At 72.2% G+C, this 15,250-nt stretch carries 14 protein-coding genes; 8 read left to right on the top strand and 6 right to left on the bottom strand.

The features are described 5' to 3' along the window. Positions 1 to 131: 131 nt before the first annotated feature. From ACWC0C_RS37995 to ACWC0C_RS37985, 3 genes are all read left to right on the top strand, one after another. Positions 132 to 899, top strand: a complete 768-nt coding sequence (locus ACWC0C_RS37995) for a hypothetical protein (protein WP_450868909.1) — start codon at positions 132 to 134, stop codon at positions 897 to 899. Positions 900 to 1,177: 278 nt separating this feature from the next. Continuing rightward, on the top strand, positions 1,178 to 1,840 hold the full coding sequence (locus ACWC0C_RS37990) for an RNA polymerase sigma factor (protein WP_450868908.1): 663 nt from the start codon (positions 1,178 to 1,180) through the stop codon (positions 1,838 to 1,840). After that, the gene (locus ACWC0C_RS37985; protein WP_450868907.1) at positions 1,840 to 2,901 is read left to right on the top strand and encodes a hypothetical protein; all 1,062 of its coding nucleotides are present in this window, start codon (positions 1,840 to 1,842) and stop codon (positions 2,899 to 2,901) included. Before ACWC0C_RS37990 ends, ACWC0C_RS37985 begins: the two co-directional genes overlap by 1 nt. Positions 2,902 to 3,142: 241 nt before the next feature. Here the strand turns inward: ACWC0C_RS37985 and ACWC0C_RS37980 are convergent, their stop codons facing one another. Continuing rightward, positions 3,143 to 4,054: a L,D-transpeptidase family protein gene (locus tag ACWC0C_RS37980; protein WP_450868905.1), complete on the bottom strand. Its 912-nt coding sequence runs from the start codon at positions 4,052 to 4,054 to the stop codon at positions 3,143 to 3,145. A 79-nt stretch (positions 4,055 to 4,133) separates the two neighbouring features. Here ACWC0C_RS37980 and ACWC0C_RS37975 point away from each other — a divergent pair, with 79 nt between their 5' ends. Then, positions 4,134 to 5,714: an acyl-CoA mutase large subunit family protein gene (locus ACWC0C_RS37975; protein ID WP_450868904.1), complete on the top strand. Its 1,581-nt coding sequence runs from the start codon at positions 4,134 to 4,136 to the stop codon at positions 5,712 to 5,714. A gap of 72 nt (positions 5,715 to 5,786) precedes the next feature. Continuing rightward, positions 5,787 to 6,443 carry a leucine efflux protein LeuE gene (gene leuE / locus ACWC0C_RS37970; protein ID WP_450868902.1) on the top strand — a complete coding sequence of 219 codons (657 nt, stop codon included), beginning with the start codon at positions 5,787 to 5,789 and terminating at the stop codon, positions 6,441 to 6,443. An 8-nt stretch (positions 6,444 to 6,451) separates the two neighbouring features. Here the strand turns inward: leuE and ACWC0C_RS37965 are convergent, their stop codons facing one another. Then, positions 6,452 to 7,828, bottom strand: coding sequence for an FAD-dependent oxidoreductase (locus ACWC0C_RS37965; RefSeq protein ID WP_450868975.1), 1,377 nt, complete (start codon positions 7,826 to 7,828; stop codon positions 6,452 to 6,454). A 65-nt stretch (positions 7,829 to 7,893) separates the two neighbouring features. Here ACWC0C_RS37965 and ACWC0C_RS37960 point away from each other — a divergent pair, with 65 nt between their 5' ends. Next, a complete protein-coding gene (locus ACWC0C_RS37960) occupies positions 7,894 to 8,544 on the top strand; it encodes a TetR/AcrR family transcriptional regulator C-terminal domain-containing protein (protein WP_450868901.1) in 651 nt (216 codons plus the stop codon). Between the two features lie 8 nt (positions 8,545 to 8,552). Here ACWC0C_RS37960 and ACWC0C_RS37955 read toward each other — a convergent pair whose 3' ends face one another. From ACWC0C_RS37955 to ACWC0C_RS37940, 4 genes are all read right to left on the bottom strand, one after another. Next, complete coding sequence (locus ACWC0C_RS37955) at positions 8,553 to 9,491, bottom strand: class I SAM-dependent methyltransferase (protein WP_450868900.1); 939 nt, start codon at positions 9,489 to 9,491, stop codon at positions 8,553 to 8,555. Between the two features lie 27 nt (positions 9,492 to 9,518). Continuing rightward, positions 9,519 to 10,673, bottom strand: a complete 1,155-nt coding sequence (locus ACWC0C_RS37950; protein ID WP_450868898.1) for an acyltransferase family protein — start codon at positions 10,671 to 10,673, stop codon at positions 9,519 to 9,521. A 99-nt stretch (positions 10,674 to 10,772) separates the two neighbouring features. After that, positions 10,773 to 12,107 (bottom strand): alpha-2,8-polysialyltransferase family protein, encoded by a 1,335-nt coding sequence (locus ACWC0C_RS37945; protein ID WP_450868896.1) that lies wholly within the window; start codon positions 12,105 to 12,107, stop codon positions 10,773 to 10,775. Next, on the bottom strand, positions 12,104 to 13,081 hold the full coding sequence (locus ACWC0C_RS37940) for a glycosyltransferase family 2 protein (protein ID WP_449195901.1): 978 nt from the start codon (positions 13,079 to 13,081) through the stop codon (positions 12,104 to 12,106). The genes ACWC0C_RS37945 and ACWC0C_RS37940 overlap by 4 nt, the downstream gene beginning before the upstream one ends. 198 nt (positions 13,082 to 13,279) lie before the next feature. On the opposite strand from ACWC0C_RS37940, the gene ACWC0C_RS37935 reads away from it, so the two are divergent. Together ACWC0C_RS37935 and ACWC0C_RS37930 are read left to right on the top strand one after the other, a co-directional pair. After that, positions 13,280 to 14,611: a DUF6716 putative glycosyltransferase gene (locus ACWC0C_RS37935; RefSeq protein ID WP_450868895.1), complete on the top strand. Its 1,332-nt coding sequence runs from the start codon at positions 13,280 to 13,282 to the stop codon at positions 14,609 to 14,611. Between the two features lie 17 nt (positions 14,612 to 14,628). After that, positions 14,629 to 15,250: acylneuraminate cytidylyltransferase family protein (locus ACWC0C_RS37930; protein ID WP_450868893.1), on the top strand; the 622-nt coding region annotated here is incomplete at its 3' end.

Genomic DNA, 15,250 nt, shown 5'->3' with positions numbered 1-15,250 from the left:
GTGGGGCGATATGAACGGCGGCGGTCGTGAGCCGTATGGATATGGGAGCGCCGTCGGTCCCCGGAGTCCGTACGAGGGCCGGGGGACCGGGCGGCTCCGGTGCGTCGGACGAGGACGGGACGGGGACAGGCATGGGTGAACGGCACAGCGGCGACGGCCCCTGCGGTCGCCGGCCCGTACACCCCGGCGGCACCCTCTCCGCACCGGACCATGCCGAGGTCGCCCGCGCGGGCTCCGGGCTCGAGGAGCGGCTCGGTGCCGCCCTGCGCGCGGACGGCGTGGACGCCGAGGCCGAGCGCCGGGCCGTGGCCGCCTTCCGCGCCGCCCGCGCGACGCAGTCGCCCCGTCCGCGCACCCGGCGCCGGGACGACTGGCGGCCCGCCGCACCGAGCCGCGTGCGGCGCTCGCGGAAGGTCACGCTCTCGGTGCTGCTCGCGAGCCTCACGCTGGGCGGCGTCGCCGTCGCGGCGATCGGCTCCGCGGGATCCGGCACCGGCGGCCGCCCCGAGGCCCCGCGGCCGGCCCACCCGTCGACGAGCGAGGTGCGTCGGCCGGGTACTCCCGGCCCGTCCGCCGAGTCCGGCGCCCCGGGGTCCGGCGCCCCGGCCGGTCGGCCGGACCACCCGGCGACCGCCCGGGACACCGTGGCCCACTGCCGTACCTACGAGCGGGCCGGGGAGCGCGGCGGCGCCCTGGACTCGACGGCCTGGCAGCGCCTCGTCGCGGCGGCGGGCGGCGCGGACAAGGTCGCGGACTACTGCGCGGCCCAGCCGACGTCTGCCCAGGGGAAGAAGAGCGGCAGCGGTCGCAGTGACCGCGAAACGGGTGGGAGTTCCGGTAGCGGTAAGAGCCGGGTCAAAAGCAGCAATTCGGGACACAAGGTCACCGGGAAGAAGTAGTCCCGTCACTCCGGCCCACCGGCGACAAGCGAACGGCCGGGGCCGCCACCCCCCACAGGAGAGGCCCCGGCCGTCGCGCGGACGGGCCGCGCGCGGCCCGTACTCCCTACAGCGCCGCGGGTGCGTTTTCTGTCACACCCCACCCCCTTCGCCCTCACCCTGCGCACATCCGTACCTGGTCACGAGTTAGTTGCATCTTCTACGGACATGGACGAAGAGAGGTTTCACGCCGTAACGTGCCTTTCGCGCCGACCAGGAAACGGGCGTAAGGGAGTGCGGTGCTGGGGGACGACGCGGAGCTGACCACCGCGGTGCGTGCGGCACAGGACGGAGACGAGACCGCGTTCCGTACGGTGTACCGCGCCGTGCATCCACGGCTGCTCGGATACGTACGCACGCTGGTCGGCGATCCCGACGCCGAGGACGTGACGTCCGAGGCCTGGCTGCAGATCGCCCGCGATCTCGACCGGTTCAGCGGAGACGCCGACCGGTTCCGCGGCTGGGCCGCGAGGATCGCCCGCAACCGTGCCCTGGACCACATACGCATGCGTGGCCGCCGCCCCGCCATCGGCGGCGACGAGACGGAACTGACCGGCCGGGCCGCCGAGTCCGACACGGCCGGCGAGGCCATCGAGGCCCTGGCCACCGACGGCACCCTCTCCCTCATCGCGCGGCTCCCGCAGGACCAGGCCGAGGCGGTCGTCCTGCGCGTCGTGGTCGGCCTCGACGCCAAGAGCGCCGCCGAGACCCTCGGCAAACGCGCCGGTGCCGTACGGACCGCGGCGCACCGCGGTCTGAAGCGGCTCGCGGAGCTGCTCGGTGACGATCCGGAATCGGCGGGCGTGCTGGACGCGCTCCCGCCCCAGCGAGAACCGCGCGGTCGCGCGGTGTCGTCCGCAACTGTGACGGATACGCGGTCGCGGACGCAGAAGGACATGTGATGGCCGACGAGCAGTACAAGTGGCTGAACCGGGAGACGGCGGAACGCCTGCTGCGCGGTGAGTCACTGGAAGCCGTCGACGCCTCCGCCCGTGACCAGGCCGAACGCCTCTCCCGGGCACTCGGCGCGCTGTCCGCGGAGATGGCCTCCGCCCCCGCTGAACTCCCTGGCGAGCAGGCCGCCCTGGCCGCGTTCCGCAAGGCCCGCGAGGCCGCCGACGCCGAACGGACCGCCGCGGGCCGTGCCGACGGCGCCGTCGGCCTGCCCGTGCCCGGCGCCGACTCGGGCCTGGTGCGCATCGGTGTCCCGGCCCGTACCGGAATCCCGGTCCGCCGCCCCCGCTGGGGCCGGCCGGTGCGCCTCGCGCTCGCCGCCGCGCTGGCCGCGGGCACGCTCGGCGGGGTCGCCATGGCCGCCGGAACCGGGATCCTGCCCACGCCGTTCGGGCCGGAGCGCCCCGGCCCCGCCGCCTCCGTCACCGCCGACCAGAGCTCCGCCGGGCCGGTCGGTTCCCCTTCGCCGCGGGGCACCCCGAGCGCCACCGGGAGTTCCGGCCTGCCGAGCGGCAGCGCGGGCGCGGACCGCGGCGGAGCCTCCGGCGAGGCCTCCGGACCCGACGACCGCACGGGCAAGAGCACCGCTCCGGGCACCGGCGACTCCTCCGGCAGCCGGTGGAAGGACGCGGCCGCGGCCTGCCGGGACATCCGGGACGGCAAGGAACTGGACAACGGCCGCCGGCGCGCGCTGGAGAACCTGGCGGGCGGCAGCGCCCGCGTGAGCCGGTACTGCAAGGTCGTCCTGGCCATCGCCCAGTCGGCCGACGGCGCGACGGGCGGCGGCAAGGGCGACGAGAACGGCGACGGCGGCAAGGGCAAGGACAAGGGCCAGGGCGGCGAGAAGGGCCAGGGCGGCGACGAAGAGGGCAACCCCGGCCAGGGCAACCCCGGCCAAGGCGGCGGCGGTCACCCGGGTCAGGGTGATGGCGGCGGCAACGGCCACCCCGGCAAGGGCGGTGGCGGCGGCGACGGCGGAGGTAACGGCGGCGGCAAGGGCCGGCACTGAACCCGCCGGACCGCCTCCCCGTACACCTCCCCGCACCTCATCTGACCTGCGATTTCGTGGTCCGCGAAAAATTTTCGGCGCGGGGTGTGACGTTTTTGGCCCCGGGGGCGCAGTACTAAGTGAGCCGACTGGTCATCGGCCGTCGCACTGAGCCGGGGTTCCCCCCGTACCCACGGCTCGTGCACCTGGCGCGGGCGGGACACGTTCCCCCGGTCCCGCCCGCGCCCCGCATCTCCTCCCGTCACCAATGGATGACGACCTTGTCGCCCACCCGCACCTGAGCGAACAGCTGGGCGATCGCCGTCTCGTCCCGGACGTTCACGCACCCGTGCGAAGCCCCCGCGTAGCCGCGCGCCGCGAAGTCGTACGAGTAGTGCACCGCTTGGCCGCCGCTGAAGAACATCGCGTACGGCATCGGTGAGTGGTAGAGCGTGGACACCCAGTTCCGTGCCTTCCGGTAGATGTGGAACACACCCTCCCGGGTCGGTGTGTACTGCGCCCCGAACCGCACCGACGCCGTCGACAGCGTCCGCCCGCCGACCATCCAGCGCAGCGTCCTGGTCGTCTTGTCGATGCACAGGACGCGTCCGGTCATACAGCGCGGGTCGGGCGCGCCGACGGGCTGACCGCCCATCAGGTACAGCTCCCACATGCCGGGAGCGTGGGTCATCCGCACCAGCCGCTGCCAGGTGACGATGTCCGTCCGCCCGGTCGTCGGCAGCCCGTGCTTGCCCTGGAAGCCCCGGACGGCCCGTTCGGTCAGATAGCCGTACGACCCCGTCGGCCCGTCGAACAGCCAGGCCACCTGGCGCAGCCGGGCCTGCAGCTCCCGTACGCCCGGCCCGCTGTCGCCACGCGACCACAGGACACGGGGAGCGAGCACGGCCGCCGACGGCTGGACCATACGGGTGGGATTCACCGGAGGGCTGACCAGGATCTGCCCCGGTGTCTGTGCCGGTGTCTGTCCCGGGATTTGCCCTGAGGTCTGTCCCGGAATCTGCCCCGGGATCTCTCCCGGGCTCTGGAGCTCCACCGGTGCCCGGGGTTTGCCGTCGGCGTCCGTGGGCTGCACGGTGCAGCTGCACAGGGTGGCGAGGGCGGCGAGGGAGGCGGCGGAGGCGAGTACGGCGGCAGGTCTTCGCGAGATGGTCATGCCGGGATGTTTCCCAGCGTGACCGTCGCCGAACGACGGGGCATGGTGAGGAGTGACAGGACGTACTGCGGAGGCATCCATGACGCGTGAGTCGGAGTCGGGACTGCCGATCGAGCCGGTCTACGGACCGCGGGCTCTGGAGGGCTGGGATCCGGCCGCGAAACTGGGCGAACCGGGGTCGTACCCCTTCACCCGCGGCGTGTACCCCACGATGTACACCGGCCGCCCCTGGACCATGCGCCAGTACGCCGGTTTCGGTACGGCGGCCGAGTCGAACGCCCGGTACCGGCAGCTCATCGCCCACGGCACGACAGGCCTGTCGGTCGCCTTCGACCTGCCCACCCAGATGGGCCACGACTCCGACGCGCCCCTCGCCCACGGTGAGGTCGGCAAGGTCGGCGTGGCGATCGACTCGATCGACGACATGCGGGTGCTGTTCGACGGCATCCCGCTCGACCAGGTCTCCACCTCGATGACCATCAACGCGCCCGCCGCCCTGCTCCTGCTCCTCTACCAGCTGGTGGCGGAGGAACAGGGGGCGCGGGCCGATCAGCTCACGGGCACGATCCAGAACGACGTGCTCAAGGAGTACATCGCGCGCGGGACGTACATCTTCCCGCCGAAGCCGTCCCTGCGCCTGACGGCGGACATCTTCAAGTACTGCACCGCCGAGATCCCGAAGTGGAACACCATCTCGATCTCCGGTTACCACATGGCCGAGGCGGGCGCGTCACCCGCTCAGGAGATCGCGTTCACCCTGGCGGACGGTATCGAGTACGTCCGTACGGCGGTGGCGGCGGGGATGGCCGTCGACGACTTCGCCCCGCGCCTGTCCTTCTTCTTCGTGGCCCGTACGACGCTGCTGGAGGAGGTCGCCAAGTTCCGTGCGGCGCGCCGGATCTGGGCGAGGGTGATGCGGGAGGAGTTCGGGGCGCGGAACCCGAAGTCGCTGATGCTGCGCTTCCACACCCAGACGGCCGGGGTGCAGCTGACGGCCCAGCAGCCGGAGGTGAACCTGGTCCGGGTCGCCGTCCAGGCCCTGGCCGCGGTGCTGGGCGGCACCCAGTCGCTGCACACCAACTCCTTCGACGAGGCCATCGCGCTGCCGACCGACAAGTCCGCCCGCCTGGCCCTGCGCACCCAGCAGGTGCTGGCGCACGAGACGGACGTGACGGCGACGGTCGACCCCTTCGCGGGCTCCTACGCGGTCGAGCGGATGACGGACGACGTCGAGGAGGCGGCCGTCGACCTGATGCGGCGGGTCGAGGACCTGGGCGGGGCGGTCGCGGCGATCGAGCGGGGATTCCAGAAGGCCGAGATCGAGAACAACGCCTACCGGATCGCCCGGGAGACGGACTCCGGGGAACGGGTGGTCGTCGGCGTGAACCGCTTCCACCTGGACGAGGAGGAGCCGTACGAACCCCTGCGCGTGGACCCCGCCATCGAGGCCCGCCAGGCGGAACGCCTGGAGAAGCTCCGGGCCGAGCGGGATCAGCGGGCGGTGGACGCGGCCCTGGACGCGCTGCGGAGGGCGGCGGAGGGGGAGGACGACGTCCTGTACCCGATGAAGGAGGCGTTGCGCCGGCGGGCGACGGTGGGGGAGGTGTGCAACGCGCTGCGGGGAGTCTGGGGGGCGTACGAGCCGTCGGACGTGTTCTGACCGGCAATTGCGTCCGGCGACGACCGACCCGCCCCGAACCGGAGTGTCGTACCCCCGTGCGACACTCCTCCCATGTTCGGTGTCATCGACCTCCCCACCTATCTCGCGGGCCTGATCCTGATCGTGCTGTTGCCCGGGCCCAACTCGCTCTACGTGCTGTCCGTGGCCGCGCGGCGTGGAGTGCGGGCCGGTTATACCGCTGCCGCGGGGGTGTGGTGCGGGGACACCGTGTTGATGACGTTGTCCGCCGCCGGGGTCGCCTCGTTGCTGAAGGCGAACGCCGTGCTGTTCGGGATCGTGAAGTACGCCGGTGCCGGGTATCTGACCTGGCTGGCGATCGGCATGCTGCGGGCCGCCTGGCAGATGTGGCGGACGCGACGGGAGAGGGGCGTGGAGGGGGCCGCGTCCGCCGACGTCGCCGTCACCGATGAGCGGCCCTTCCGGCGTGCCCTCGTCGTCAGTCTCTTCAACCCCAAGGCGATCCTGTTCTTCGTCGCCTTCTTCGTGCAGTTCGTCGACCCGGGCTATGCCTACCCGGCCCTGTCCTTCGTCGTGCTCGGCGCTTTCGCCCAGCTGGCCAGCTTCCTCTACCTCAGCGCGCTGATATTCGGCGGCACGCGTCTCGCCGCCGCGTTCCGGCGCCGTAAGCGGCTGTCGGCGACGGCCACTTCGGCGGCGGGCGCGCTGTTCCTGGGGTTCGCGGTGAAGCTGACGCTGGCCAGCGCATAGGGCGGGGGTCAGACGCCGACCCCGGCCAGATAGGCCTCGACCCCGTCCGACGAGTCGCCTGCCCAGCCCACATAGCCGTCCGGGCGGATCAGGAAGACGCCCGGGCCGTACGACTCCGGTGCCGTCGGGAGCGCTCGTACGCCGGTGGCCGGGCTCTCCGCGCCCAGCAGCGTCCAGTGCGGGCCCCGGAGCGCGTCGAAGAGGCGGACGCCGGCCACCGTGCCGTCCGGGGCGCGGTCGCCCGCCCGGACCCGCGTCGGGTTCTCCCGCGTCTCCACGCTGAGGGACGACTCCCGGTAGTCCAGCCCCAGCTGTACCGTCGCCTTCCCGCGCCGGACCTCTCCCCGGTGCACGCCCGTCGAGAGGTTCAGCATGGCCGCCGCGTTCGGTCGGCGCTCCTCCTCGTAGGTGTCCAGCAACGCCTCCGGCGCCCCGCCCCGCAGCACCGCGCCCAGCTTCCAGCCCAGGTTGTAGGCGTCCTGGACGCTGGTGTTCAGGCCCTGGCCGCCGGCCGGGGAGTGGACGTGGGCCGCGTCGCCCGCGAGGAGGACCCGGCCGGCCCGGAAGCGGTCCGCGAGGGCGGCGCGGGGGTGGAAGTCGGAGGACCAGCGCAGCTCCGTGACGTCCTCGGCGTCCAGGTGGGTGTACGTGGCGACGATCGTGCGGATGCCGTCGAGGGACAGGTCGACGTCCGTCCCCTCCGGGAAGCGCCCCGACAGCTGGAAGTCCTCCGTGCCGGCGAGCGGGCACAGCATGACCCCACTGCCGTCTGGCGCCGGGAACGTGTGCCAGTACTCCCGGTCCAGGCCCTTCACCCGTACGTCCGCCACCAGGAACGGTGCCGGGTCCACCGTCTCCCCGGTCATGCCCACGCCCACCGCACGCCGGACCACCGAGCGTCCGCCGTCCGCCGCCACGACGTACCCCGCGCGGGTGGTCGTACCGTCGGCGAACCGCACGGTCACGCCCGCCGCGTCCTGCTCCAGGCCCGTCACCTCGCGCCCGAACGCCACCTGCCCGCCCAGCTCCACCAGCCGCGCGTAGAGCACCTCCTGGGTGCGCCACTGCGCGACCATCCACGGCTCGGTGTACGGCGCGCCCTCGTCCGCCTCGAACTTCTCGAACATCGGCTGTTCGCCGACCCGCTCGCCGTCCTTCCAGATCATCCGCACCGGGTAGGGGCCGCCCGCCGCCCGGATCGCGTCCTGTACGTCCAGGTCGTCGAAGACCTCCAGGGTGCGGGGCTGGACCCCCTTGCCGCGCGAGCCGGGGAACAGGGCCTGCGACCGTTCCACGACCAGTGCGTCCACGCCCCGGCGGGCGAGATCGATGCCGAGGGTCAGGCCGGTGGGGCCGGCGCCCACGATCAGGACATCCATCGCGATTCTCCTTAACGTCGTTAAGTTCCAACACCCATGAGCGTGCCCTTAACGCTGTTAAGCTGTCAAGTGTGAGCCCCGAGAAACGCGCCCCGCTGGATCGCCGACGCGTCGCCGACACCGCGCTGCGGCTGCTGAACGAGGTCGGTCTGGACGGCCTGACCCTGCGCGCCATCGCCAAGGAGCTGGACGTCAAGGCGCCCGCGCTGTACTGGCACTTCAAGGACAAACAGGCGCTGCTGGACGAGATGGCGACGGAGATGTACCGGCGGATGGTCGCCGGCACCGCGCTCGATCCCGCCGACACCTGGCAGGAGCGGCTGCTGAAGGCGAGCCGCGGACTGCGGGCCGCGCTGCTCGGCTACCGCGACGGCGCCAAGGTCTACAGCGGCTCACGCTTCACGGGCACGGAGCACGCCCCCCAGCTGGAGGCGAACCTGAGGCTGCTCACGGAGGCCGGTTTCACCCTCGCCCAGGCGGTCCACGCGGGCCGTACGGCGAATACCTACACCGTCGGCTTCGTCACCGAGGAGCAGGGCGTGCGGCCCCTCCCGGGCGAGCGCCGGGAGGGGTACGACATAGCGGAACGCGCGCGGCGCCTGGCCGCGTACCCGCTCGCCGCCGAGGCCGGACAACTGCTCTTCGACGGCTACGACGCGCAGTTCGAGGAGGGGCTGGCGCTGGTGATCGCGGGCATCGGGGCGCGGTACGGGATCGACTGAGCGGGCCGTCAGCCCCTGGCCGCGCGGGCGTTGCGGATCGCCCGGGTGACCACGGGCGGCAGGAGGTCGACGGCGACCCGGCGGGCGCGACTCGCGCGGCGGCGCGGCGCGGGCCGAGCCGGTGCCGACGCGGGAGCGGGTGCGGGCGCCGGTGCCGGGGTCTCCTGCGGCGGTTCCGACACCGCCTCCGCGTGCTTGGCGGGCGGGAACTCCGGTGCCCGCATCCCCTTCGACTTCAGCCGGATGATCCGGTGCCCGGCGGCTTCCTGGACGCTCAGATGGCAGTCGGACCGCTCCCGCACCATCGCCAGCAGCTCCTCCTGGACCGGCTCCGGGTCGCCCCAGGTGCCGTAGAGCTTCTGGGTGCTCAGGCAGACCGGGCGCAGGCCGCGGTTGAGCACGGCCTCCCAGGTGGCTATGGAGACCCCCGGGGTGTGCTCGGAGCGGAAGTCGTCCAGGACGACGATCCCGTCCGGGAGCAGCAGTTCGTGGGCGGCTCCGATGTCGCCGTGCACATGCTCGTACAGGTGCGAGGCGTCGATGTGCACGAACCGGCAGGAGCGTGGCTCGACCTCGGCGGGCACCAGTGAGCTGGGGCCCTGCAGCACGCGCGGGAGCTCGTCGTGGAAGGAGAGGTAGTTCTCCTCGAAGACGCGCCGGGTCAGCGCACCGTACGACTTCGCCGACTCGGCCCGGTTGGCGTCGTCGGGGGCGTCGCCCTCGAAGAGGTCGCACACGGTGTACTTCTCGCCGGGCTGCCGGTGCCGGCCGGTGAAGATCGCGCTCTTGCCCATGTAGACCCCGACTTCCAGCAGATCACCCCGCATCCGGGCGGTTTCCTGCCGGCTCAGGAACCAGTCGAAGAGCAGCTGGTCGAGCACCGGGAACCAGCCGGGCACGTCGTCGAGACGGCGGGGCGGTCGCGTCGTTTCCTGGATGGTGGCCATGCGACGGCTCCTTCCCGACGGCCCGGGTCACATCCCAAGTCCAGGTGAACGGCTGCCCAACTTCCGTGTCTTCAGCGCCCTCTTCAGGCGCGGCCCGAACGGCTTCTCCACGAACCGGTGGATCAGCCACGCCAGCACCAGCATGCCCAGCACGGTCACCACGAGCGTCGGCCACGCGGGCAGGCCGAGAGCCCGGTGCAGCACCCGGATGACGAACCAGCCCAGGTGCTCGTGGACCAGGTAGAAGGGGTACGTCAGCGCGCCGGCCGTGGTCAGCCAGCGCCAGGAGGCCCACCGCGTCCAGCCGAGCGCCACCACGGCGACGGCCGCGAAGGCGAGGGTGACGATCACGATGACGACGTACGGATCGCGGTGTGGGTGCGGGCCCCACAGACCGACGGTGGCCTCCCGCTGCGCGAGCAGCCAGGACATCGCGACGATGCCCCACGTCAGCAGGTCGCTGCCGAAGCGGTGGACCAGGTACAGCGCCAGACCGCCGATGAAGAAGGGGGCGTACTCGGGCATGACCACCTGGTCCAGCAGGTTGTCGCCGGAGGTGTGGCACAGGACGGCCGCCAGGGTCCAGACGCCGGCGAACAGCACCACCCGGCGGTAGGTCACCCCGCGCAGGACGACGAACAGGGCGAACAGGACGTAGAAACGCACCTCGACCCAGAGCGTCCAGCACACGCCCAGGACCCGGGTCGCGCCCATCGGCTGCTGGAGCATCGTCAGATTGACCAGGAACTCGTCCAGCCGGACCGCGTGGACCACGGCGGGCAGGGCGAGGGACGCCCCCGTGATCAGGACCAGCGCCACCCAGTAGGCGGGGTAGAGGCGTGCGACCCGGGAGCGGAAGAAGTCGCCGAGGGTGCGGCCCCAGCTGCTCATGCAGATCACGAAACCGCTGATGACGAAGAAGAGCTCGACGCCGAAATTGCCGTAGACGGCTGCCCGGGACAGGGTCGGGAAGAGGTGGGCCGGGCTCCCGTGCCAGGACGCGGAGACCGTGCCGCCGCGTCCGGTGTAGTGGTAGAGGCAGACCATCAGGGCGGCCACGAGGCGTAGGCCGTCCAGGGCGGGCAGACGGCTCCCGCGCCCGCCGGACGACACCGGGGCGGCAGCCGTCCGGGGTATCAGCGGGCCGGGGGCGGCGGTGAGGCCGGGGGGTGAAGCAGCCACGAGTGCTTTCCTTCCTGATTCGGTTGTGCGGCCGGCCGCTGACGGCGCACCGGCTGCCGATGGCTCACCGGCCCGGTGCGGCCCGCCGCCCGGCCCCTGCTAACCGCGTGCGCCCCGGCGCAGACTGCGCGCCTTGCGGGCCACCCGGCGGACCGTCGCATTGCGCGGGATGAACGCCAGCTGGGCCGGCACCCCGCCGGGGAGCGCCAGCGAGGTCAGGCGCCGGCGCTTGAAGTAGCGCACGGTGTGCGCGTTCAGGTTCTTCGCGAGCCAGCCCTCGGCCTCCGTGCGCAGCGTCGGGTAGATCTTCGGCTGCATCGCGAAGCCCACCGCGCGGATCAGCCTGCCGAGTGCCTCCACGTCCATGCCGGTGCGCTGCTCGGTGACCGCGGCACGGTCGCCGAGGTCGGGCAGCAGCGCGTCGACGATGGTCACCGGGACCCGGTTGCTGTTCTCGTACGGCGTCAGCTGCTCCAGCAGCACCTCGGTGCCGATCCGCGCGACCGGGAGGCCGTACAGCGCCTTCGCCGTGAGCAGGGCGGTGGAGAAGCAGCCGACGACCAGCGCCGGACGCATGCGCTGGTACAGCACCTCGGCGAGGACCGGGGTGTCGAGCACGGTCAGCTCGACCTCCATCCGCTCCGCCTCCTGCTCCAGCAGGCGGGTGAAGCGGGCCGGGGCGGACGGGTGCGGCTTGAACACCACCTTGGTGTGGCCGAGCGCGGCCGCGCCCCTCAGCATCCGCACATGCAGGTTCTCCTCCTGCTCGGCGGTGAGGATGTCCAGCGCCGACAGGTACTGGCCGAGCAGCAGCGCGGGCTCCTCGACCTCCGGCAACTCCGCGCCGGACGGGGCGAGTTCGGCGAGCACCTTGGTGAAGGCGGCCGTCTGCACGATCTCGCCGGGCACGCCGAACTCGGTGAGCAGCACCGGCTCCAGGCCCGGCACCAGGTCCAGGTGCAGCACCCGGTCCACCCGGGTGCCGACCAGCGGGTCGATCTTGTTGCGGGTGGGGCCGTAGCTCATCAGACCGTCGGCGTAGACCGTCACCGGGGCGCCGGTGAAGATCTGCGCGAGCGACAGGGACGGGTTGACCTGGATCGACTCGACGGCCAGCTCCACGTCGTCGTCGCCCAGCTGCCACTCGTGCCGCAGGAAGCGTTCCCACAGCGGCATGTCGTCCACGCGGGGCGCCCAGCCGCCCGGGTGGAAGGGGAAGATGGTCTCGTTGTACGAGATCACGTCGTCGAACCGGTCGCGCAGCTTCTCGAAGCCGGGCGCCTCGTCCAGCGCGGGCGTGGTCTCGGGTGTGGCCGCGTTGTTGCAGACCAGCAGGATCCGCCGGTCGGCCGGGCGGAAGCAGCCGGAGTCCAGGGCGGCGGCGAGCGTGGCCGTGCCGTACAGCGTCGACGCCTGGAAGATCTGGGTGGTCACGCGGCGGCCCCCGCGGAGGCGGGGCGGCGGCGCAGCCGGCGCAGCTTGGTGGCGCGCTGGAGGTCCATGGAGTCCAGCGCCTCGTCCAGCACGTCCTGCGGCATGCGCCGCAGGGCCGCGGCACTCATGGATTTCAGTTTCTTCGCCACCGCGGGCTCGAACCTTTCGATGGATCCCAGATGATGGGAAATGATGGCGCAATAGGTACGGACGGCCTTCGGCAGCAGCTGATCGGCCTCCCGGTCCTCGGCGGTTTCCGCGATCACCTGATCGAACGCCCGAATGAAATCGAGTTGCCGGACATCACCGATCTGGGTGAGCGAGGAAGCGACTCCGCGCCGGTAGAACACACCGAGCAGGCTCACCGCGGCGAAGGATTCCGCCTCCCGGTGCAGCTTCCAGATCCACGGCCGGTCCTCGGCGGTGCGCAGTCCGTCGGTGAAGTGCAGCAGCCCCTTGTCCACGAGCCGGCGGTGGTAGACGCCCGCCCACGCGTACGCGTAGTCCACGGACGTGGACCGGTCGGCGGGCAGGATCGCCTCGCGCGGGCTCAGCACCACGTTCCGCCGGCCGACCGGCACCCGGTTCACCGTGCGCGACCGTGCGGTGCACTGCACGTGGTCGGTGCGGATGAAGTCGCAGCCCAGTTCCTCCATGGCCGCAACCGCTTGCGGGAAGTATCCCGGGGCGAGCCAGTCGTCGCCGTCCAGGAAGGTCAGGTACTCGCCGCGCGCCCGGTCGATACCGGTGTTGCGGGCGGTTGCCAGCCCCCCGTTCTGCTCGTGCCGGACATAAACGGCGCCGGGCAGCTCGCGCTCCGCGCGCGCGAGAATCTCTGGTGTCCCGTCGCGGGAACAGTCGTCGACGAGAATGAATTCGAAGTCCTCACGCGCGTTCGCCTTCAGGCTGATGAGCGTGTCGGGCGCGTATTGCTGCACGTTGTAGAACGGCACGATGACGGAGAGCTTGACCACGGCTTGAACGTTAGGACGAAGCCCGTCATTCGTCTTGACCGTTCGCTTGATGCTGAGTGAACGGCACGTGGCGAAGCTGTGAACCAGGCTATTTTCCGGTGCCTTCACGGCCCGATTCGCCATTCGGCGATGTGCTGTTAACCGTTTGTTGCATTCCGGTTGGGCGGAACCTTGGAATGGCTTCCTAGCGTCTTCGGCGTGCCAGCAAGTGCTACGAAGTCCCTGCGGGTCGCCGTCCTCGCCGATTCCGACACCCGGTGGAAGTGGGGTGCGCTCACCGCGCAGCGCCTCGCCCCCACGGACGCGGAGATCGGGCTCGACGGCTACCTCCTGCGGGGGCGCGCCACCCCGACACCCCGCCAGCTGAAGGAGGTCGGCGTCCGGGCGGACTCCCTCCGCGAGGTCACCGGCGTCGAGTTCCTGCGTGTGATGGGCGAGTCGTCCTACGACGTCCTCGTCCTCGCGCTCGTCGGCGGCGGCGTCCAGGCGATGCTGCACGGGCTGCGCGCCGCCTGGGCAGGCGCCGGCAAGCGTCCCGTCGTCGTCACCGGGTACGTCGGTGTCGTCTACGAGAAGCTCGCCGACGGACTGCTGCTGCGGCACGGCGCGGACCTCGTCCTCGCCAACTCCCGCCATGACGCGGACCGGTTCCGGGCCGTGTACGAGGGGGTGGGCGCCGACGCCTCCTCGGTCACCGAGGTCGCGCTGCCCTTCCTCGGCGGGGCGCCGTACACCGGTGAACACGAGCCGTACACGGTCGTCTTCGCGGCCCAGCCGTCCGTCCCGGACAGCCGCAAGGACCGTACGTACCTGCTGAACCGGCTGATCGAGCACGCCCGCAAGCACCCCGAGCGCGAGGTGCTGCTGAAGCTGCGCTCCAAGCCGGGCGAACACACCACCCACATCGAGGAGTTGCCGTACCAGAAGCTGGCGCAGGGCAAGGACCTGCCCGCCAACTTCCGCCTGGTCTACGGCCACATGGGCGAGGTGCTGGACCGCACCGACCTCCTCGTCACGGTCAGCTCCACGGCCGCCCTTGAGGCCCTGCACCGCCGCATCCCCACGGTCGTCCTGACCGACCTGGGCGTGCGCGAGGTGCTCGGCAACCACCACTTCACCGGCTCCGGGTGCCTGGCCTCCTGGGACCAGCTGGACGCCGGGCACCGGCCGCAGGCCGACGAGGAGTGGGTGGCCCGGCAGGGCGTGGCGGCTGGGGGTACCCCCTCCGGGGGAGGCTCGTACGACTCCTATTTCGACACCGCCCGTGAGCGCATCGCCAAGCTGCTGGACCGCACCGGCGGCCTGCCGCCCCTGAACCCCTACTACACCCCCGAGACCGCGCCCGGCTATCTGCCCGGCATCCTCGCCCGGCACCACCTCGGCCCCGACGGCGCCCCGCTGCCCGGCGCGCCCGCCGCCGACAAGGAGCCCGGACCGGTCCGCCAGATCGTGCGCCGCGCCGCCCGTGGCGCCTACCGCCACGGAGTGCAGCGAGTCGCCCCGGTGATCCGCCGGATGGGGGAGCTGTGACCTTTCAAGGAGATCGGATGTCCAACTCGGAAGCGGGCCAGGGCGCGACGGTGCGCCGGGTGCTCGCGGTGATCCCCGCCCGCGGCGGCTCCAAGGGCGTGCCCGCGAAGAACCTCGCGCCCGTCGGCGGCGTCCCGCTGGTGGCGCGCGCGGTGCGCGAGTGCCGGGCGACCCGGCTGGTGACCGACGTCGTCGTCTCCACCGACGACCAGGCCATCGCCGCCGCCGCGCGGGAGGCCGGCGCCGAGGTCGTGCTGCGCCCGGCCGCGATCGCCGGGGACACGGCGACCTCCGAGGCCGCGGTCCTGCACGCCATGGACGCCCACGAGGCGCTGCACGGCGCGGCCGTCGACGTGGTCCTGCTCGTGCAGTGCACCAGCCCGTTCATGGTCCGCGAGGACATCGACGGGGTCGCCTCGGCGGTGATCGAGGACGGTGCGGACACCGCGCTGACGGTCGCGCCGTTCCATGGATTCGTCTGGCGGGAGGCGGTCGGCGAACTCGCCGCGCACGGCGAGCCGTCGGCCACCGGCGCGGTGAGCGGGGGCCGGCCGGCAGCGGAGGGACCCACGGGCACGGCGCGCCCGGCAGCCGGGCCCGGCACGGCCCCGGTGGCCGCGGCGGCGGGCGGCAGCCACG

The organism is Streptomyces sp. NPDC001709 (genome assembly GCF_053596375.1).
Note: the sequence above shows the minus strand (reverse complement) of the source record. Positions and strands in the feature narration are given on the sequence as shown.

Bases quoted from the DNA above. Each gene is read 5' to 3' on its own strand.
- ACWC0C_RS37995 (WP_450868909.1), top strand. From the start codon at position 132: ATGGGTGAACGGCACAGCGGCGACGGCCCCTGCGGTCGCCGGCCCGTA.
- ACWC0C_RS37985 (WP_450868907.1), top strand. From the start codon at position 1,840: ATGGCCGACGAGCAGTACAAGTGGCTGAACCGGGAGACGGCGGAACGC.
- ACWC0C_RS37980 (WP_450868905.1), bottom strand. From the start codon at position 4,054: ATGACCATCTCGCGAAGACCTGCCGCCGTACTCGCCTCCGCCGCCTCC.
- ACWC0C_RS37975 (WP_450868904.1), top strand. From the start codon at position 4,134: ATGACGCGTGAGTCGGAGTCGGGACTGCCGATCGAGCCGGTCTACGGA.
- leuE (WP_450868902.1), top strand. From the start codon at position 5,787: ATGTTCGGTGTCATCGACCTCCCCACCTATCTCGCGGGCCTGATCCTG.
- ACWC0C_RS37955 (WP_450868900.1), bottom strand. From the start codon at position 9,491: ATGGCCACCATCCAGGAAACGACGCGACCGCCCCGCCGTCTCGACGAC.